The 19,828-nt window shown below is 43.7% G+C and carries 17 protein-coding genes; 1 reads left to right on the forward strand and 16 read right to left on the reverse strand.

Annotated features, from left to right (window positions below):
• Positions 1-9: 9 nt before the first annotated feature.
• The 3 genes from NST85_RS16725 to NST85_RS16735 are packed head-to-tail and all read right to left on the reverse strand — an operon-like array spanning position 10 to position 1,794.
• On the reverse strand, positions 10-420 hold the full coding sequence (locus NST85_RS16725; protein WP_341189869.1) for a hypothetical protein: 411 nt from the start codon (positions 418-420) through the stop codon (positions 10-12).
• Positions 421-443: 23 nt separating this feature from the next.
• A complete protein-coding gene (locus tag NST85_RS16730) occupies positions 444-938 on the reverse strand; it encodes an ABC transporter permease (RefSeq protein ID WP_127190543.1) in 495 nt (164 codons plus the stop codon).
• 19 nt (positions 939-957) lie between these two features.
• The gene (locus NST85_RS16735) at positions 958-1,794 is read right to left on the reverse strand and encodes a hypothetical protein (RefSeq protein WP_341189870.1); all 837 of its coding nucleotides are present in this window, start codon (positions 1,792-1,794) and stop codon (positions 958-960) included.
• Positions 1,795-1,886: 92 nt separating this feature from the next.
• Between NST85_RS16735 and NST85_RS16740 the strand changes: the two genes are divergently transcribed.
• A complete protein-coding gene (locus NST85_RS16740) occupies positions 1,887-3,338 on the forward strand; it encodes an IS1182 family transposase (RefSeq protein ID WP_127195312.1) in 1,452 nt (483 codons plus the stop codon).
• Positions 3,339-3,429: 91 nt separating this feature from the next.
• On the opposite strand, the gene NST85_RS16745 is transcribed toward NST85_RS16740, so the two are convergent.
• The 13 genes from NST85_RS16745 to metH form a co-directional block, all read right to left on the reverse strand.
• The gene (locus NST85_RS16745) at positions 3,430-4,734 is read right to left on the reverse strand and encodes a hypothetical protein (RefSeq protein WP_341189871.1); all 1,305 of its coding nucleotides are present in this window, start codon (positions 4,732-4,734) and stop codon (positions 3,430-3,432) included.
• A complete protein-coding gene (locus NST85_RS16750; protein ID WP_341191125.1) occupies positions 4,724-6,514 on the reverse strand; it encodes an ATPase, T2SS/T4P/T4SS family in 1,791 nt (596 codons plus the stop codon). The genes NST85_RS16745 and NST85_RS16750 overlap by 11 nt, the downstream gene beginning before the upstream one ends.
• 69 nt (positions 6,515-6,583) lie before the next feature.
• Positions 6,584-7,420, reverse strand: a complete 837-nt coding sequence (locus NST85_RS16755; protein ID WP_341189872.1) for a hypothetical protein — start codon at positions 7,418-7,420, stop codon at positions 6,584-6,586.
• Positions 7,417-8,130 (reverse strand): hypothetical protein, encoded by a 714-nt coding sequence (locus NST85_RS16760; RefSeq protein ID WP_341189873.1) that lies wholly within the window; start codon positions 8,128-8,130, stop codon positions 7,417-7,419. The genes NST85_RS16755 and NST85_RS16760 overlap by 4 nt, the downstream gene beginning before the upstream one ends.
• A 14-nt stretch (positions 8,131-8,144) precedes the next feature.
• Positions 8,145-9,047 carry an SAF domain-containing protein gene (locus tag NST85_RS16765; RefSeq protein WP_341189874.1) on the reverse strand — a complete coding sequence of 301 codons (903 nt, stop codon included), beginning with the start codon at positions 9,045-9,047 and terminating at the stop codon, positions 8,145-8,147.
• Positions 9,048-10,553, reverse strand: coding sequence for a serine/threonine-protein kinase (locus NST85_RS16770; protein WP_127190548.1), 1,506 nt, complete (start codon positions 10,551-10,553; stop codon positions 9,048-9,050). It lies immediately after the preceding gene.
• A gap of 183 nt (positions 10,554-10,736) precedes the next feature.
• Positions 10,737-11,804 carry an SAM-dependent methyltransferase gene (locus NST85_RS16775; protein WP_127190549.1) on the reverse strand — a complete coding sequence of 356 codons (1,068 nt, stop codon included), beginning with the start codon at positions 11,802-11,804 and terminating at the stop codon, positions 10,737-10,739.
• 321 nt (positions 11,805-12,125) lie between these two features.
• Positions 12,126-12,488, reverse strand: a complete 363-nt coding sequence (locus NST85_RS16780; protein ID WP_170220125.1) for a cyclic-phosphate processing receiver domain-containing protein — start codon at positions 12,486-12,488, stop codon at positions 12,126-12,128.
• 33 nt (positions 12,489-12,521) lie between these two features.
• Positions 12,522-13,376 carry a deoxyribonuclease IV gene (locus NST85_RS16785; RefSeq protein ID WP_341189875.1) on the reverse strand — a complete coding sequence of 285 codons (855 nt, stop codon included), beginning with the start codon at positions 13,374-13,376 and terminating at the stop codon, positions 12,522-12,524.
• On the reverse strand, positions 13,366-14,184 hold the full coding sequence (locus NST85_RS16790) for an Fpg/Nei family DNA glycosylase (RefSeq protein WP_341191126.1): 819 nt from the start codon (positions 14,182-14,184) through the stop codon (positions 13,366-13,368). The genes NST85_RS16785 and NST85_RS16790 overlap by 11 nt, the downstream gene beginning before the upstream one ends.
• 43 nt (positions 14,185-14,227) lie before the next feature.
• Complete coding sequence (locus tag NST85_RS16795; RefSeq protein WP_341189876.1) at positions 14,228-15,073, reverse strand: TIGR01457 family HAD-type hydrolase; 846 nt, start codon at positions 15,071-15,073, stop codon at positions 14,228-14,230.
• A gap of 172 nt (positions 15,074-15,245) precedes the next feature.
• Entirely contained in the window at positions 15,246-16,169 is a 924-nt protein-coding gene (gene rnz / locus NST85_RS16800; protein ID WP_127190553.1) for a ribonuclease Z, read from the reverse strand.
• A gap of 190 nt (positions 16,170-16,359) precedes the next feature.
• Positions 16,360-19,797, reverse strand: a complete 3,438-nt coding sequence (metH, locus tag NST85_RS16805) for a methionine synthase (RefSeq protein WP_341189877.1) — start codon at positions 19,795-19,797, stop codon at positions 16,360-16,362.
• Between the last annotated feature and the right edge of the window lie 31 nt (positions 19,798-19,828).

The raw sequence follows: 19,828 nt of genomic DNA on the forward strand, positions 1-19,828 counted from the left end.
CCGCCCACCTTACTTCCTATGAAATGTGATCTTATTTAATCGCCCTACATCACTGTAGAGAAAAAATACCTTATATTCAGCGTCTAAGTCGAGAATGAAAGGCTCCCGAATGATAGGTGGAGCTCCCAAGTTATCTTCCTCTCTATTCTCAACCTCCAGCAACCTACCATCCACCTCAACCACGGCTCCAAGTGTATGAAAGCTGCGCAAGCTAAACAAGATTTGAAGTCCAGAATATTTCTCGGGAACTATCTCTTCACTTCCGGTTACTACGCTCCGCTTCTGAAATTGCGTAAACGGTACTAATCCATCTATAACAGCACCTTGTATAGAGATACTGTAAGTCGTGTACAGCAATGCACCAATACAGAACGACACTGAGCAGAGGAGCCACAATATACTCTTAACATTATTGAACATATCAGCAAATGCTCTCTAAGATTCTAATTTGAAGCGACGGTAGTTTGTGTGAAGATCAGCCCGCGCACTACATTAGAATTATCTTTAATCACTTGCGCTTTGAACTTACCGCTGGGATTTACATATTCTTTCAACTTTTCGTTCCATGCATTATTCGTGTTACCGATCTTTGCACCCACTACCGAACCATAATCTTCTGAGGCATCCTGAGTACCGACACTCAGTGTATATCCATACCATTGTCCATCACTGTTCTTGCCCGTTTTTACTTGAATGCCAAACTGATCCCGATCCTTGAATTTACGAAGCGCATTCGTAACCTGAGAACCACTAATCGTCGTATCTTCGTATACAGTAAACGAGGCTTGAGACAACTCAGTCTGGATATCGGAAAAATTATTCTGTGCCGTCTTGGTCGCTTCCTGTGCAGATACGAACAAAATGACAACAATCGTAATCAAAGCAATTGTTAGAAAAATACCGGCCGCTACTTTAAGTGCAGATGATGCATTATTCATAATAAAATACCTCCTGGATTTATAATTTTTGAATTTGTTGAAAATAAAGGTCCATCTGTTGAAAGCTCATCCATATGAGCGGTATAACTAAATAAGCAAATATTAGAGCATACATTGGTGTAAAACCAATCATCCTTCCAAGTCCGGCTTTGGTGTCCAATGATTTCTCATAATCAAGTCTTCGCTGCTCGAAATGATAGGCCATATCACTATCCAAATCATCAAAAGCTCTCACAATCGTAATCTTCTCCACAGCCAAGAGTAGCTTATCCGCCAGACGCTGGAATTCCTCTAGCTTAACCTCTTCCTTCATCTGCTGAAGTGCAGTCTCGGCACCATGTCCGTAATGAAGTAAGCATTTCTGGATCGGCATTTTAAAAATAACTGCATAAGTGTGTAGCCACTCCAGAATCTCCTCGACAGAAATACGTTCCAATTCCTTTAAAATGGCGATCATTGTCCCGAATTGGTATACTTCATGCCTCATATCCATCAGAATCATTTTTCTGCGGAACCAGAGCATTCCATAAGGAAGGTGGTACCCAAGACACCCGGCAAACAGCGAGAGAACCACTTCCCACCACTTCAAATACTCACCGTTCCAACGATCTAATTTATCTAGAATTCGCAGCACAACTAGGGTCACTTGTTCGTGGCTTGGCTTGCTTCCGTCAGCTATCATGGCCTCAGATGTCAAATCAGCTACTGTATCAAAGGTTGCTGTGTCCGACATACCTGCCCCCTTCATCACCTCGGCATCTAAATCCGTGGCTTGTCTAGCCTTCTCCATCTCTTCATCAGACATCTTACCGAAAAAAACATACCCGGAAGGAGCGAGGCCACTGAAAAAGTCCATATTATATAAAAAGCATAATGCTTCTCGAATTTTGAGGAGAATTATGCTTTTTTTCTATATAATTAAGGTACTAATCCGAGTAGGTGAATGTAATGATTAAACAACAACAAACCTTGGCTTTAAGCCCCTATATAGAACTTTATAACTTAGTGATTCCCAAAGATAATATGTTGCGGCAAATCAATGAACTTGTCGACTTTTCTTTTGTTTATGAAGAACTGAAAGAGCGTTACTGCTTAGTTAATGGCCGAAATGCGGTCGACCCGATTCGAATGTTTAAGTATTTGCTCTTAAAAACAATTTTTGAGTTGTCTGACATAGATATCGTCGAGCGTTCGAAGTACGACATGTCATTCAAATATTTTCTAGATATGGCTCCTGAAGATCCAGTGATTGATGCAAGTTCATTAACCAAATTCAGAAAGCTGCGGCTGAAAGACTTGAATTTGCTGGACATGCTCGTAGGCAAAACAGTTGAAATTGCACTCGAAAAGGGCATTATTAAAAGCAAATCCATCATCGTCGATGCAACCCATACAAAAGCACGCTACAACCAGAAATCGCCTCGGGAAATCTTGCTGAATCGTTCCCGAAAGTTGAGAAAGGCGGTCTACAAGGCGGAGGAATCCCTAAAATCCAAGTTCCCGGTCAAGAATACCAGCGATGTACTTGAGGAAGAGATTGACTACTGTCAAAAACTCATTGCCGTGCTTGAAGCCGAAGGTGGCATCTGTGAATTACCCAAAATAAAAGAGCCCTTGAATCTCTTGAAAGAAACGGTCACGGATGACCTGGAGCAACTGAGGATCTCCGAAGATCAGGATGCCAAGATAGGCCACAAGAGCGCAGATTCCTCGTTCTTTGGCTACAAGACCCATATTGCCATGACGGAGGAACGGATCATTACGGCAGCCATTGTCACGACAGGCGAAAAGAATGACGGTAAGCAATTGCAAACGCTGATTGAAAAAAGTAAGGCAGCAGGTATGGAAATTAGATCCATAATCGGAGATACTGCTTACTCCGAAAAGGACAACATTGTTTACACTAAAGACAATGAAATTGAACTTATCGCCAAACTTAATCCTCGTATTACACAAGGCGCTCGCAAGAGAGAAGATGAGTTTCAATTTAATAAAGATGCGGGTATGTACGTGTGTAAGGCCGGGCATATGGCGATCCGAAAAGCGCGCGGAGGAAAGAAAGCCATCGGGAGCAACCAAGTCGATACGTACTACTTTGAAGTAGAGCAATGTAAAAGATGCCCGTTTAAAGAAGGTTGCTATAAAGATGGAGCAAAAAGTAAAACCTACTCGGTGAGTATTAAATCTACCGAACATTCAGAACAAACGACGTTCCAAGAAAGTGAGTACTTTAAAGAGAAAGCAAAGGAACGCTACAAAATAGAAGCAAAGAATAGTGAACTCAAGCACAGACACGGGTATGATGTAGCCACTTCCTCGGGTCTATTAGGGATGGAGCTTCAAGGCGCTATGGCTATATTCACGGTTAATCTAAAACGAATTATGAAGCTGTTGAAGTAAGAAGCTAGCCGTATAGGCCTGCTTAAATAACGCAAAGACGACCTTCACCCCGAAATACGGGAAAAAAGGTCGTCTTTTTATTAGTCTAACTTTAGCAGTTCTGAAAAACTACAAGTTCTTCAGTGGCCTCGGAAGGAGCTTCCTTCATGATCCCATTCTGACTCATCCGATGCAGCGTAACAGCAGAACCAAGTGTAAATAACATACAGATCATAAAGAGCACGATCCGCCTAACTTGGAGCCATTCAATCCGAAGATGATGGTTGGTATCTTTGATTAATTGAGATAACCGGTAATATGAACCAGATGAGACCGGTGGGCTAAACCACCTTACAAGCGTTCTTACCCAATGCCACCGATACACCCGTGACTCCCAAGGTGCTCGGTCCTCGCCCGCGCGGTATGCGGTTTCTTCCTCACTCTTTAGCTTCTGAAGTAACACGTATGAAATCAAGATAATGAGTAGCAGAAATATTTTGATGATCATACCCACTTTGCTGAGATAGAATTGATCCATCAGTGGAAAATTACCACGCGCCCACATTTCAATAGGTTTCGTGAAAAAGACGGGAACCAGCGCTATGATATGAAGCCCCTTGAGCAAATAATCCAATTTGTTTCGCTTGATTAAATCCAATTGAACTTCACCTGTTAGGGTGGAAATTCCCTGTAAATACAATGAACCATGATTTCGCTTGCGATCGCCAAACTCCATAATCAGACGTGATATGCCTGCGAATGCTTTGAGGAAACGGTTCGGTGCTGTTTCATAATATTTCTCAAGCGCTTCATCTGGAGAAGCAGCACTCAAAGCTTCGTAGATTTTATTAGCATGTAGCCCAACTTCCTGCCCTACCGCCTCTCCCGCCTCATCAATCGCATCAGTCACCATACCGTGACGATGATACGCATGACGGACAGCAGCAAAAAACTCTAACATTTGCTCAAGTAGCTTCTTTTCCATTCGGTTAACATAACCATCCAATAGCAAGCCTTGAATTACGACTGCAGCTAATAGTAACGTGAGAAAAAATAGGATAGTAGGATTAAACATCACCAGAACGACAATGCCGCCGCCCAATGTACTAAGCAGCGCATACACGATCTGCATGGTCCGCTGTCTTAATTCAAATTCATCATACATATGCATGACAGCTAACCGACTCCGCACTTTCAATACGTAATAACGAAGCGGCAAAAGCTTCATAAAAACGGCATATGATCTCATCAGGAATGCTAACCATACTCCCCGAAGAAATTGAATGTACGACTGCGATTGACCTTCTTCTAAGGAATCCTCCCGCCGTCTCCCTAGTTCACGACCGACTCCATACAGAAGAGCGAAGCATAATAAGGACAGACCTAACACCCATAAAAGGACCGACTTAAGCTCCAATGTATTCCCTCCAATAAGCTTGTAAAAACTTATCAAAACGCTCGACATCTTCCGGAACCATCTCTCGTGTCATCTCTTCCCGGCAACGATCAGATATCGGCTGAACAGTCACATAAGCTCCATTCTGATATTCAATGATGACACGTTCCTCATACCCTCGAATGGTTGAGTGACCGGAGCTATTTACGTTAATTGCTTGTGTCTCTTCTCCCCACTTGCCTTCCTTTCGAGAACACTCTGTTATCCGCTCAATATAACGTTGCCCTGAAATATCCCTTCGCAAATGGACATCAAAATCAATCACGCTCGCTACTTGTAATTCAGCGATCCGTTCGTCTCGGAACATCCCTGTTTTGAGTAACGAGTTACGTAGAGACTCCATCAAATCGCGGAATGTTTTAGCATGATGAGTGAACAGTGTGAACAAGCTGGCGACCTGCGCCATTTGTACCATCCATGATGCCACTTCATCCGTAGATACCTCACCTAGAATGTTGACCGTACCATCCGTTTTCTTTTGCAAATCAAGTCCAGCTTGTCCCGTCACATATTCTGTTTCTCGAAAACTTAGGATATTCCGGGAACTGTACATTTTCCGCAAATTCAATTCGAATGACATCTCCTGAACACGAAGTGTGTAGGAAGCATAGATATGTTTGATCATTGCCATCAGTAGCGTTGTTTTACCTGAACCTTGTGATCCTGTAATTGAAGTAATCCGACTTCCTTTCATCAGATATTTCAACAAGTTAATTGGTAGTTGGGCATTTTCACCTTGGATGAGTTGCTCCAGAACAGCGCCCTTCACATCAAACTTTCTCACAAAAAATGCCCAAGACTCGGAAAAAGGCGGCCTTACGACAACTACCCGCGAACCATCCTTCATTTCGTTAACTTTATAACCATTGGCCTCAGACAATTGCCCGGGTAAGTTAAATTTATATATATTCTGACAGACACGTTTCAACTCAAATGGACTACCGAAGGAGAGAAAAGAGAGTCGTACACTCTTCCCTTTATAAAAAATCCAAACACTGTCGCACGCACGCGAGTATACTTTTCCATCTTCATCTAATGGAGGATCTCCTAGGCTAAAATCTCCCTGCTTCTCTAGCCAACCTGCACCAGTATCGGAAACACCACTCACCCCTCCACTCACACCATCAATCCTCTGTTCTCGAATTTCATCCACAACAGAAAAACCCTTATACTCCTGATAGATGCGTTGGACGACGATATCCAGTTTCTCCACAAAAGAAAGCGGTCGATATTCCATATAGAAGATATGGTCAATATCTCCTTCGTCGATGTCATAAGTGTAAGTACCATCCTCATCTATTGAGGACTTTGGAGTATCCAGTTCGAACGTCTCGATCAATGTCGGGAGCGCCTCTTCACCATGTTTTAAAATGAAAATGTACAGGATGATATCGAAGCGATCTTGAACCGTCAACTTATCAGGGTCATGAAACGGCAGGATCTTGTCGATATTCTCTTCGTTCACGTCATACCCATTCAGCAACAAATCACGGATGTAAGATTTCACATATTGCTTATCGTTCTTGTCACCAAACGAACACCCCCTTAATGCTTGCCTTAGTTCAGTTCGAGTTTTCGTTCTTCGCTCCCATAATTGCTCACTCATTCCCCAATCATTTGTGCCTAAGCGGCTTAACTCATATAAACTTTGTTTCACATAACTTATCAACGCGGGAAAGGAATAGCGATCTGCGAAATTCTTAATCTTGGTCTGCGTTCCAACAGACGACCTTGCCCTCATCCAGAGATAGATCAAGCAGATGAATATAATCAATATGATTCCAAATAGATTGCTGTAGGACTTCAATCTTCAAGCCCCCTTCACTTTCCGGTCAGGCAAAGCATTGCTTCCAGTCAATTGCAGAATATTGCGACTGAGTTCGTAATAACTGGAGACCAGCTCTTGTTTCTCAGGCCTTCTTCGGGTAAGTAGTCGATATCTCCTGAAGTAGGATAGAATATCTTGCGCGTTCCATGCATCTATAAATCCCGTATGATATGGAATTCCAAACAAAGGGATCTTGCAACCATAGCGGCGTTTGATATTTTGTATAGTCCACCTGGAAGTTGAATCGTAGTGACAGATCACTAAGGAAAAAGGGATTCCAGCAAATGCCGGGGTCTCTATCTGCTCTGCGAAGAATTGATCCAATTGAGTACGACTTTGGCTCAAGGCCGCAACCAAACCATCGTATTTCAAGAAATAATCATTCTGCTGAGGGCCTCGTTCACCCGTTGATTGCAACAGTACAAAATCGTAGTATTTATCTGCAACTTGAAGAATTTCTTCTATTTCACGCTTAGGTTCTACTACCGCAGACGTACCTCCAAGCCTTAGCTTACATCCCGCTGCCAAATCAAGTTTGCCTCGTAAAAGCGAAAGTGTGTAATCTGAGATATTATCTGTTGTAAGCCGCTTACTCGCAGCTAAACGCAATAACGCATCCATTCCGTACTCCTCCAGTAATGGAGAATAATCATTCCTATTGGCTCCAGTCGGAAAACCTTCCTCGAATCCCGTTCCGAATTGGCCTTCGTTTGCTAGTAGCAATCTCTGATTGAATTGAAGCGCTAGAGTTATTGCCGTCGAAGCAGCTATTTGAGAGGAGTATCCCTGACCGGAATCCCAGAACAAAATTCTACTCATGCTTCTCTCCTCTTCGCCTGACGAAATGTCCTTTTGGCATCCGTTGTTCGCAAGCCTACTAGTTGTTGCAATAAGGTGACCAAGGCTCGTTGGTATGAACGCGATATCCGATTCATCCGTAATAAGTTTGAATGTTCATTTTCTAGTTGTATGGCCATATTATTCTCGTTCCATGGTATCCATATAGGATCTTCATTCCAGACAATAGGTAAGTCCTCCATGAAGCCCATAATATATTCCTCATTTAAGTTACTTTCCACAGTCCGAATGTATAATGGCCGCACTTTCATCCCCTGAAGTTCTGGCCATTTAAGAAACAATCTTCGAAACCATTCGCTACTTCGCTCTACTTCATAGCGATCGAATGAAGTGACCCATAGAATCTCATCCGCGGATAACCAAGGATCAATCGAGCTGAGCATCAGGGAATCCATGTCTAGCAGCATATAATCGTAAACTGCGGATTGTCTTCCAGTTTCCGTTACTTCTTCCTCCCACAGTTCAGTGCTAGAAAGACCTGTCGTCACGTCAAAACCACAGAATTCAGTCAATTGTAAAGTGGGATCTAAATTACCAATCGAATAACTATACCTTCTGCCCTCAGTGGCATCTGTCAGGAGAACACGATACTTCGACACTGTCAGTAGTTTGCATAAATACAGCAGCAAATCTCGTTTATCACTTATACCCGCAAAAATCCAACGTTTCATTTAATCGTCACCTTTCATTTTGTTGATTCCCATTCGAAACTATCTTCAGAATCGGATTGAGGCAGTTTTGATGCAGCTGCTGCCTGTGCACTTGAGAATTCGGCAGCGTTCTGTGGCGATATAACTAATAAATCTTGTTCCAATCCGGCTCTTGCAGAAGCATTTAATGCCTGTTCAGCCCGATTCACAATATTCGGATCCTTCTTTATTAGCAACATTACCGCCTCATTTGCGGGGTAGGTAGGAATTGACTTACTCTGCAATTGCGGTTCTACGTAGGAGAGGGCATAAATAGAAGCCTTGTGCAAATACGCATCAACAACCGCGCTAGACAACGATAAAATTTCTGCCTCATTTAAAGTAACCGTTACTGTACCAGACACAAATCGCTCGATTCTCTTCTTGGATAACAAGATATAATCCTGACCCGTAGGAAATTGAATTCGTATGTCAACAGAATCATAAGGCTCCAGTGCACCAGGTAACTGAACAAAGCTCATCTCACGCCACCTCAAATCATCTGGCGTTGGCTCATCTTCAAACAACATCGTATCTGTTAGTAACGTTTGCGGACGAAGCTTAATTTTGGCGATTTTTCCGGTGATTAGATCTCGCGATTTCACCCAGTCCGACGGGATGCTATCAGCCGGTAGATCAATCGACTTTAGATCTTCGCTGCGTATAAGATGTCCGGCTGGTATTTCTCTTACCGGAGCCCATCCGGTAATTGTTTTGTGTACTGCTTCCTCCTGTAATTTCGCAATTTCTGCTTCATATTTAAGTTCGATTGAACTTCGAGTCTCTCTCACCTGGTTAGCGTGACGAACTGCATAACCGGCAAAGATCAATCCCATCACCGCTGCGCCGACCATCCCGGCATAGATGAGATGCTTGGTCCGTTGCCTGATTTTCGCCATTTAATGATTCCCCCTCCTTCTTTTACCTTTCAGTAGTAAACCCCAACGCCCAGAACTCACCGATTGTGGCAATAGATCGCTATAAAGTGACGATAATGCTATAACCATTTCTTCTCTCGGATCAAATGGATCCGGTTCCAAGGGTGCGCTATACACTCGTTGTATTCCCAATTTTCGTTTGAGTCGTTGCAGAATGGCTGGTGTAGCCATCGGAATACAACAAACTAAGTTCCGCTGTGGCACCTCTTCGGAGAATTCTATAAATTTCTCGAGGTCTTCTTGTCTCCACTCAGCACCTGAACCGATTACGACCTGAACATCAGCGCGAAAAAACTCTTCCATTAGGTCTTTTCTCCGGCTTGAGCCTAGGTCGCAAACGACGTAATTAAAATTACCTGCAAGTAGACTGATTAGTTCGGAACGAGAAGGTGCACGAACATACTGAACTCCTCCAAATCGAAAATTCCTGACTGTAGTTACCTTGGCAGACTCTTTCCCATTAATAATTCCAGAAATCCGCTGAAATGCAGTTGCCTTTAGATCCAACTCCGCAATAGCTACCCGATTTCCAGTACGCGCTATTGAATTGGCTAGTGCAATAGCCGTATGGGTTGTACCTACTCCTGAAGATGCTCCCGCTAAGGCGATCACATAACATCTAGCTCTATCCTCAATCTTTCGGGTATGGTTCGCTTTGATTCCATGATCTGACCGTAATTTACGTAGTTCATTTCCTACCTCAGCTGCAGTACTATATCGCTCTTCGGGATGAAACTGGAGCAGTCGATTGATCACAGGGAGCAGCGCCCCATACCCGTTATTCTGAAAATTACCGGTTGCTTCGATCGACCACTCACTATACTGGCAATCTGTCCCTAAATACATCAATACTGCGCCAAGTGAGTACAGATCAGAACGACCATCGCTTTGTCTTCCCCCGTATTGTTCAGGAGCAGCAAAACCAACTGTACCTAACTTCACCGTATCCTCCGGTTTGTTCTCCTTGTAGTTCCGGGCAATACCAAAATCAATAAACCGGATCTCCTGAGCCTCATCCACGAGTAAATTAGCGGGTTTCAAATCCCTATGAATAACGGGTGGATGATGGGTATGTAGGTAGTGAAGCCCTTCACATATTTGCAGACCAAAGATCAAGAGCGTATCTAGTGGCAATCTGCTACCCTGTTTGTTAAGAAATTGATCCAAGTGAACCCCTTGGATAAAATCCATCACCATATAGGAATATCCCGCTGAATCTAGATTAATAAAGTCAACGATTCGCGGCAGACGATGATGATTCAGCGAGATTAGAATGGATGCTTCTTCTTCCATTGTCATCCCAATACTAGCGTGAGCCACACTCTCCTTCACCGCCCATATTTTCCCCGTGAGTTTCAGGTCTGCAGCTAGGTATACCCGACTCATCCCTCCATCTCCAAGTACTCGCTGAATTTGGTACCTATCCGCCAGCACATCCCCTAGTCCAAGACGGGGTTCAAAATTCAACTGAAGCCCTCCTCTAAAGACAACAAAAAAGGGAAAGTCCCACGTCTCTGTCTTCCGGTAGTTAAACCGTAGACAGAGACATGGGATACTTTCCCTAAATGGCCTTTGTATAATTTTGGAATTAGTATATGGCAAGATCGTCCTAAAAGTAAAGCATTATTTTCTAATGTTAAATTCATATCATTAATATTTAATCATGTATAACGTAATCTCATCACGGTTATGAAAGAGTTGTTTTGCCCGTTGTACCTGCAGCCGTGATCCTTGGAAGATCTCGATAATCTCTTGGATTAGTGTCATCGGTTTCTTGTGAAGTAGCTTCACCGTAACGATGGCTGTTCCACCCGGAGCCAATGCATATAGCAGATCTATGACCAACTTGGCCGTTCCTTTCGGACTCCAACTCATATCACATACCAATAAATCAAATTGATTTTCCTTGAACTTAACGTTATCCGCATTCTTCCGTAAATAGGTCAAACGGGGTGAAGATAGTAGAGATCCATCCATCTTGGCCGGGTCTACAGCGGTTACTTTCAACCCTCTATCCAATAGAAAAGATGTCCATCCTCCAGGAGCTGCCCCAATGTCCAGAGCCTCACGGAATGAAGCAAACGGGATACCGAACGCTACCTCAGCCTCTAGCAACTTGAACTTCGCTCTAGAAAGCTGCCCTTCTTCCTTTTGGAAGCGGATAGCTCCGCCATTCCAATCGGAAATATTCTCGTCTGGAGTTGTAATTCCAGCATATAGTCGATCTTTGCCTGCAAAAACAGAAATGATGAATTCAGCTTCTCTCACAACGAATTCAGCACCCAGTTCAAGCAGTCTACTTTGAACAGATTCCTTAAGTTCAGCAGCAGTCCCATTCCACAAAGAGCCTTCCGATTTCCGTACTTGCAACGCAATTTTTGCCCCAGATAACCGGTCATCTCTGAGAATAAAGGCTTTAAGTCCCTCTTGCCAATCCCTTGTCTCGTCGTCATTCAAACTATACTCCCAGCCTACATGAAACATGTGACGAAGAAAGATAGGTTCGGTTCTACTCATTTGTTCACGAACCGCTTCAGCCGGATGTTGCAGTGTCACAGCAAAGACTTCTCCTGGGACGAGCATGCTACTTTTAACGGAACCAAATAATCTATGCAGTTCTTCTTGTGCATAGGGCGCAAATCCATGATTTGCCGTACATACATATTTAGAAGCTGCTCCGACTTCCTCAACTACTTCGTGATGATTTTCCTTACTCACCTTGCCGACCTCCAAACAAATTATCGCGCTGAGAAAAGTGTGGTGAATGCGTCGGGCAATCGGCGTGCTTCGGACTTACGGTCGTTGTTGCTGCGTGATTGTCTTTAATTAATAACCCCGAATAGGGTTACAATCACACAGCAAAGACGAACGCTACGCTCCTTCAGTTCCGAATCACACCTCTTGCCCTTATTCACCACACTTTTCTTTTTTTAAAAAAGTGCACTTGATCCCTTCGATAGGATCAAGTTAATTTAAGTGAACCTGCATTAAGCAGGTAAGCTTCTTTGCTATGCTTACTTAATCCACTAGCTCTGCTTGCTACTTGTTAACTTTATTACCCGAGGTTTTCTTGGCCGCGTGGGCGATTTCATCTAGGCGTTCGAATGGAATCGGTCCATTATGCAGTACTACGTGCTCAGGTTTGTTTTGATATAGTATTTCGTACATCGCTTTCATGCCGTATATGCTTGAAGTATGCAAATATATCTCACGAGCATATAATCCCTCTTGGGCTATTGCAGTCGCCACTTCGGTTCCCGTCTTCTCCCCTGGACCCATGTCATGATCCAACGACAAAATATCAACCTCCATCACCCGCAGCAGCTCTATACATTCATCGACAGAACGCACCAAGGTGAATCCCTTTGGACATCGGCGCACATCATCCATATATACATGAATCAATATCAGTTCTTCCCTTCCCGCGGTTCCAGCTTAGGTCTCCACCCATCGCTTCACCCGTTGAATATCTTCACTATAAGTTCCGTCTTCTCCCGTTTCACTCTCCAAAATCATCGGCTTATCTTTAACTTTCTCCATTTGCAGGAATTGACGGAATCCAGATTCCCCGATATACCCTTGACCTACTCGTGCGTGCCGGTCTTTACGGGAATGAACCGGATACTTGGAGTCATTTAAATGAATCGATACCAAGCCATCCCAGAATCCTAGACTTTCAGCCTTTAACATAAATTGGTCGTCTAGCTCCCCCATCCACATTCCAGCAGCAAAGGCGTGGCACGTATCAAGGCAATAACCAATTTGCTCAGGAGATTGACATAAGCTGCGAATTTGAACCAGTTCTTCCATTGTCATTCCCATATCCCCGTGATCTCCAGCTTGATTCTCGATCAACAGTTTGGCTGCACCCTGCCAGCCTGAGAGCACTTCATTTATACATTGTATAATATTTTGATATCCTTGTAAGGGGTTTATTTCCTTATATGTGCCAAAATGAACAACAATTCCCAAAGATCCACAAGCTTCAGCAATTACTAAATCATTACGTAACGAATTAACCGTTCGTTCATATTGTTCAAGCTTTGAATGTTGTCCTACCGCCAAATTACTGGGGTAAGGAGTATGCGCAATGGAGAGGATGTCATGCTTTATGCACAACTCCCGGCACTTAAGTGCATCCTGTGGATCAAAGGTTTTCACCGTAAGACTTCTAGGATTCTTAGGAAAATATTGAAACGCCCCTTCCCCAAGTTGTAAAGCTAATTTAGCTGCCCCAAAGTAACCTGCTCGGATACTATGATGACCTCCAATTTTTAACTCAGCGGTCATGCTGACATCCCGGGCTATAAAATACCTTACGACCGTTCATTTCACCCTTGATGATCACATCACCACAACGAGGACAAGTTTCTCCTTCTCTATCGTAAACACGGCAAAGATCATTTGAACCACCGGTCAATGTGTCACCACTCATGAACGGCATTTCCATATACCCACCTGCTTCAGTAGCAGAGATTAATACTTCCCTCATAGCGTGGTATAGTCGGGATAGATCTTCTTCATTAAGATCTTGAAGTTTAGCAGAAGGTTTTAGTCCAGCTTCAAAAGCGATTTCATCTGCATAGCAATTACCGATACCAGCAATAACATCCTGATTCAGCAGTGCTGTCTTTAGACTTCCACGACGTTTGCCAAAGATGGTATTAAATCTAGTCTCATTCATTCTACGATCTAACGGCTCAGGACCCAAGTGTGACAAAATCTCTTCCACTTCCTTGGCACTATGCAAATGCAAATGACCTAGTCGAAGTCCTATGAAATATAGCACCAGATCCTGACCGAACCCAATTTCTATTTGTGTTGTCCGATCGGGACGATCCTCTCTAGAGCCTAAATACATCAATCCCCCCAGCATCAAATGCAGCATGAGGCGACGACCATTATCAAGATGGAACAACAAGTATTTGCCACGGCGTTCCACAAATATAACTTGTCTTCTAATCAATTCTGAACGAAATGTTTCCGTATCTTTGTTTATTGACTTCTCCCTGTTAACTACAACCTCAGTGATGGGGAGATCTAAAATATGTTTGGATAGTTGTATCCGGTAGTTTTCCATTTCCGGTAGTTCCGGCATGGCAATCATCCCTTTCATTGTGCATATTACTTACAGCCAAAGATCACTTTGATCCACATACTAGATCAAGAATTTCCGTAAGATCTTTACAGATTACATCTGGTTTTACACCAGAGGAAGTCATAAAGTGATTAAGATTATCCTCCGTCGTCACACCAGTCAATGTCAGAATCGTACCACAACCAGCATGGACACCCGCCGTAATGTCGGTCAGCATATTATCACCGATAACCGCAGCTTGATCATGGCGCAGTCCCAAACGATCAATCGCATGTTTCATTAGGATACCCGATGGTTTCCCAATTACGATCGGCTTAACACCGGTTGCTGCCCCGATCGCAGCAGATATCGTCCCTGCTCCTGGCATTAATCCATCATGCGAAGGGAGTAGCAAATCTGGATTTGTTAGCACGTAGCGAGCACCACCGGTAATCCATCGTGTCGCCTGCGTTAATTTCTCGTATGTAAAAGTACGATCAATCCCTTGAATTACAAAATCTGGATTATCCAAATCAAGCTTCAAACCCGCTGCTTTCAACGCTTCAAGTAAACCATGCTCACCGATCGGTGCTACCTTACAACCAGGCATCAATTCAGCAACATACTCCGCCGCCGCAACTGCGGATGTACACACGTCACGTTCATGCGCTGGAATACCCATATCCTCTAAATGTTTAGCGACATCCTCCTGTGTTCTGGACGAATTGTTAGTTACAAACAAGTATGGAATACCGCGGTCTTTCATCGTATTAATCAAAAGTTCTGCACCTGGTATTATACGGTTTCCATGGTATAAAGTTCCGTCCAGATCAATGAGGTAAGCTTCCCATGAACTCTTCAAATCGCTCTTCACCTCTTGAGGTATCTGTGTTTTAATTTCATTGTACATACATACACAAAGTATGCGCAAGTTTCTTCATTTCCTCATTTACAGCATAAATTTCTGTCTAAATAAGTGTTAATGAAGTTGACTAGCGTCGAACGACATCGAAAGTATTGGATAAGGATGTCATTTCCTGCGCTTTCCCAGAAAATAATCAGCCCTTATCCGGTTAATTACCTTACCTATCTACTGGATATAACACATGCTCAACCGCTAGTGTTGTGTCTTTAAAGATCGCTTCTGCCTCTTGCTGAATACGATCCATTTGCTCATTGTTCTTATATCGTGAGCTGAAGTGAGTGAGGAACAATTCCTTAACTCCTGCGTACTTGGCTGCTTCAGCGGCTTGCCTTGCAGTACTGTGATGGTAGGTATGAGCTATCCCAGCAAGTTCGTGTAGGAAGGTGGACTCATGAACCAACACATCCGCATCCTTCGCGAGCTCAAGTGCTGCTGGACAGGGTCTGGTATCTCCGAGAATGGTGACAATCCGACCCTTTTTGGACTTACCTAATACCTCAGCTGCGTGCACGGTCTTATCATTTGGTGCCTGAACGCTTTCGCCTCGTTTTAGCTTCCCATAAAGTGGACCTGGTGAAATACCATATTTCTTGAGTAAGGCTGTATCCAATTTCCCCGGTTGATCCTTCTCGATGATACGATATCCATAGCTTGGTATTCTATGATCCAGTAAAGCCGCCTCTACGCGAAAAGATTCATCTTCAAACACGGTACCTCCATCATGCTCTACAATGTCCATTTTATAGTTAATCCGTGATTCACTTAGTTCTAGAACTGTAGTGATATAACGTTTCAATCCTTGTGGACCGTATATAGTAAGTGGTGTATCCCCTCCTTGGTAAGCTCGGCTAGAAATCAGACCGGGCAGGCCAAAGAGATGGTCACCATGCAAATGTGTTATAAAAACATTCTCAAGCTTGCTGAGTTTAAGCGGTGAGCGTAGAATCTGATGTTGCGTCCCCTCTCCACAATCAAACAACCAAAAGGATCTTCTCTCATCAAGTAAACGTAGTGCGAGCGAGGTGACATTACGCTCTAGCGACGGTACTCCTGCATTGGTTCCCATGAAATATAAATCCATTTCTCATCCTCCTTCCTGCATTCGCTTTATCCTCACATAATACAATCTTCATTATGAAAGTTCAAAACTCCATCTTTTAACCATATATGATTACCAAAACCCTCCGAAAACTCGGAGGGTTTTGCTTAGCCCTGTGATGGATCAGTAACCTCACTTGTAGCTACGAAATATTCACAACACCTCTTCAATACTAAGCTTTATCAACATTGAAATATTGAGCCTGAGGGTGAGCAAATACCATAGCTGACACGGAGGCTTCAGGCTCCATCATGAACCCTTCGGTCAACTGAATCCCAATCTCTTCTGGTTTCATTAATTCGAATAACGGCGCCTGGTATTCTAGATCAGGACAAGCTGGATATCCATAGGATACCCGTATCCCTTGATAACGTGCTCCATGACGCTGTTTCATCGTCATTTCCTGCGGATCAGGGAATCCCCAAGTATCACGCATCATATGATGTACTCGTTCCGCTGTAGCTTCCGCTAATTCAAGAGCAACAGATTGGAGTGCATGGGAATACAGGTAATCTCCTCTTACTTTTGCCTGTTCTGATAACTCAAGTATACCTTGACCCGCCGTTACAATTAAGAAGCCAACGTAATCCATGACCCCACTATCTACAGATTTCAAGAAGTCGGACAAACATAGATGCGGTTCAACCCGTTGTCTAGGGAAGTTAAACGTCTTAAGTACTTTAGAGTGATCAAGCGGATCGTAAATAAGAATATCGTTGCCAGACGACTGTGCTGGGAAGAATCTGTACATGATCTGCGTTTGGATAATACCATCCGTTACGGCTTCTAGCAAAATTTGATCGACAGTTTCTTTCAATTGGACTGCCTTGGGATCACCTGCTGCAAGCAACTGCTCGACAGATCCACGAAGTCCCAAATGGTGTCCTAACAACATCTGCCAATTGATGTACGGAATGATATGACCAATCGGATAGTTACGAAGCACATGCCGTTCCAAATCCGGCGGAGTGTAGACCGGCGCATCCGTCGATATCTTGGAAGACACAGCCCGCGTTAATTCTGGTAGCGGCTCAGCAACAGCAACTTGTACATCAGCTTCTTTTTCTGCTTCCATTTCTAGACGCATTTGCTCTCGACTGCTAGGATCCATCAGCTTGTTCGCCAAATCGAGTCCATCCATCGCATCCTTCGCATATACGACCATTCCGTTATACTCTGGACGAATTCGTGTCTTCGTGAACTTCCGCGTCAATGCCGCACCACCGACCATAATCGGTACATCAATTCCGGCATTACGTAAATCCTGAGCGGTTGATACCATTTGTTGCGCTGATTTCACCAAGAGGCCAGACAAACCGATCGCATCCGCTTTCTCCTCACGATAAGCTTCAATAATGCGCTCCGGTGGTACTTTTATACCCAAATTCACGATTTGGTAACCGTTATTGGACAGAATGATCTCTACGAGGTTCTTTCCGATGTCATGAACATCACCTTTAACGGTAGCAAGTAGAATTTTCCCCTTTACAGAAGACTCGTTCTTCTCCATAAAAGGCTCCAAATAGGAAACGGATGCTTTCATCACTTCCGCGCTCTGTAGCACTTCTGCCACAATCAACTCATTCTTATTAAATAAGCGACCTACTTCAGACATCCCCGCCATCAGCGGGCCGTTAATGACCTCTAACGCACTGTACTTCTGCAATGCTTCATCCAAATCCGGAATAAGTCCCTCTTTGGTTCCTTCCACTACATAAGATCCAAGCCGCTCTTCGAGCGACATATTAACGACTTTCTCCTTTTTCTCCACTTTCTTATTACGGAAAGCTGCTACAAAAGCAGCAAGTGTGTCGTCATTCGTGTTATAAATTAGTTCCTCAGCGAGGCGGCGATCTTGTTCAGAAATAGACGCATACCGCTCCACCTTTTCTGTGTTGACGATAGCATAATCTAGACCTGCTTTTGTACATTCATACAAAAAGACAGAGTTAAGCACTTCACGACCCGCCTCCGGAAGTCCAAAGGATACATTACTAATCCCGAGCACCGTGTGACAAGCAGGTAGCGCCTCTTTGATCATGCGAATTCCTTCAATCGTCTCTTTGGCAGATCCGATATATTGCTCATCCCCAGTTCCAACTGGGAATACAAGCGGGTCAAATATAATATCTTCCGCGTTCAAACCATACTTGTTCACCAGTAAATCGTGAGAACGTTTGGCAACGGCCAACTTATCTTCACGAGTGATGGCTTGTCCGCTTTCATCGATAGTACCCACGACGATAGCAGCACCATACTTATGGATTAGTGGTGTCACGACCTCAAACTTATCTTCCCCATCCTCAAGGTTAATAGAGTTAATAATCGTTTTACCCTGGCAATATTTCAATGCAAGATCCAGTACTTTGGGATCGGTAGTATCGATCATGAGCGGAACTTTTACTTTTTTAACAACCAGCTCCAAGAAAGCTACAATATCCTCTGTTTCATCTCGATCTGGATCTTGTACGCAGACATCGATAACTTGTGCACCACTCTTGACTTGAGCGCGGGCAATTTCCGATGCCTCCTCATACTTACCTTCAACAATGAGTCGTTTGAATTTACGAGAACCAAGAACGTTTGTTCGCTCCCCAATCATATAGGGACGATTGTCATGTTCAACATAGATCGGCTCAATTCCGGATAAAGCAGGAGGATGATGCCCATCAATCGGTCTTGGTTTATATTCACTCATCACCTTAGCTAATGCTGCAATGTGGTCAGGCGTTGTTCCACAGCATCCTCCCGCTATATTTAGCCAACCTTGCTCGGCAAATGCGGAGAGCTTAAGCGCTAATGAATCCGGGGATTCATGATAATGTCCGTTCTCATCCGGTAATCCTGCATTAGGATAACAACTTACACCGGTCTTCGCCATTTCAGACAAAGTTCGAATATGATCTCTCATAAACTCAGGTCCAGTTGCACAGTTGAGCCCAAATGATACAGGCTTTAGGTGTTCAAGCGAGATATAAAAGGCTTCTATATTCTGACCTGCTAACGTTGTTCCCATCGGTTCGATCGTCCCTGAGATCATTAGCGGCAGTTTCTTACCTGTTATTTCAAAAGCACGTGCGATTCCGATACTTCCCGCTTTAACATTTAGCGTATCTTGCGAAGTTTCCAACATCAACACGTCTACACCTGCTTCAATCAACGCGATAACTTGTTCCTCATAACTAGCGACTAGTTCATCAAACGTAACCCCACCAGTAACAGACAAAGTTTTCGTCGTCGGACCGAGTGCCCCAACTACGTATCTAGGGTGTTCTGGAGTGCTATATTTTTCTACAGCGGCAATAGCAAGTTTAGCAGCAGCAAGATTGATTTCACGCGCCTTGTCTTGAATATCATACTCTGCAAGGACAACCGAAGCTGCTCCAAACGTATTTGTTTCAATTAAATCGGCTCCAGCCTCCAGGTACTTCTCATGTATCTCCTGGATGACATCAGGACGGGTAAGTACCAACATTTCATTACAACCGTCCAACTCTTCACCGCCGAAATCAGCAGGAGATAAATCTACTTGTTGGATCATGGTTCCCATTGCACCATCAAGGATCAATATTCGTTCTTTCATTCTAGATTCCAAGCTTGGTTTACTCATGATCTATCCCCTCCCGTAAAACATTAACTTT

The sequence above is a fragment of the Paenibacillus sp. FSL K6-2524 genome, from assembly GCF_038005525.1.
GTDB classification, from domain to species: Bacteria; Bacillota; Bacilli; order Paenibacillales; family Paenibacillaceae; genus Fontibacillus; species Fontibacillus anaericanus.

What these genes read in the sequence shown, in the direction of transcription:
- NST85_RS16725 (WP_341189869.1), bottom strand. Translation starts at nt 420, where the DNA reads ATGTTCAATAATGTTAAGAGTATATTGTGGCTCCTCTGCTCAGTGTCG.
- NST85_RS16730 (WP_127190543.1), bottom strand. Translation starts at nt 938, where the DNA reads ATGAATAATGCATCATCTGCACTTAAAGTAGCGGCCGGTATTTTTCTA.
- NST85_RS16735 (WP_341189870.1), bottom strand. Translation starts at nt 1,794, where the DNA reads ATGGACTTTTTCAGTGGCCTCGCTCCTTCCGGGTATGTTTTTTTCGGT.
- NST85_RS16740 (WP_127195312.1), top strand. Translation starts at nt 1,887, where the DNA reads ATGATTAAACAACAACAAACCTTGGCTTTAAGCCCCTATATAGAACTT.
- NST85_RS16750 (WP_341191125.1), bottom strand. Translation starts at nt 6,514, where the DNA reads ATGAGGGCAAGGTCGTCTGTTGGAACGCAGACCAAGATTAAGAATTTC.
- NST85_RS16755 (WP_341189872.1), bottom strand. Translation starts at nt 7,420, where the DNA reads ATGAGTAGAATTTTGTTCTGGGATTCCGGTCAGGGATACTCCTCTCAA.
- NST85_RS16760 (WP_341189873.1), bottom strand. Translation starts at nt 8,130, where the DNA reads ATGAAACGTTGGATTTTTGCGGGTATAAGTGATAAACGAGATTTGCTG.
- NST85_RS16765 (WP_341189874.1), bottom strand. Translation starts at nt 9,047, where the DNA reads ATGGCGAAAATCAGGCAACGGACCAAGCATCTCATCTATGCCGGGATG.
- NST85_RS16785 (WP_341189875.1), bottom strand. Translation starts at nt 13,376, where the DNA reads ATGACCGCTGAGTTAAAAATTGGAGGTCATCATAGTATCCGAGCAGGT.
- NST85_RS16790 (WP_341191126.1), bottom strand. Translation starts at nt 14,184, where the DNA reads ATGCCGGAACTACCGGAAATGGAAAACTACCGGATACAACTATCCAAA.
- NST85_RS16795 (WP_341189876.1), bottom strand. Translation starts at nt 15,073, where the DNA reads ATGTACAATGAAATTAAAACACAGATACCTCAAGAGGTGAAGAGCGAT.
- rnz (WP_127190553.1), bottom strand. Translation starts at nt 16,169, where the DNA reads ATGGATTTATATTTCATGGGAACCAATGCAGGAGTACCGTCGCTAGAG.
- metH (WP_341189877.1), bottom strand. Translation starts at nt 19,797, where the DNA reads ATGAGTAAACCAAGCTTGGAATCTAGAATGAAAGAACGAATATTGATC.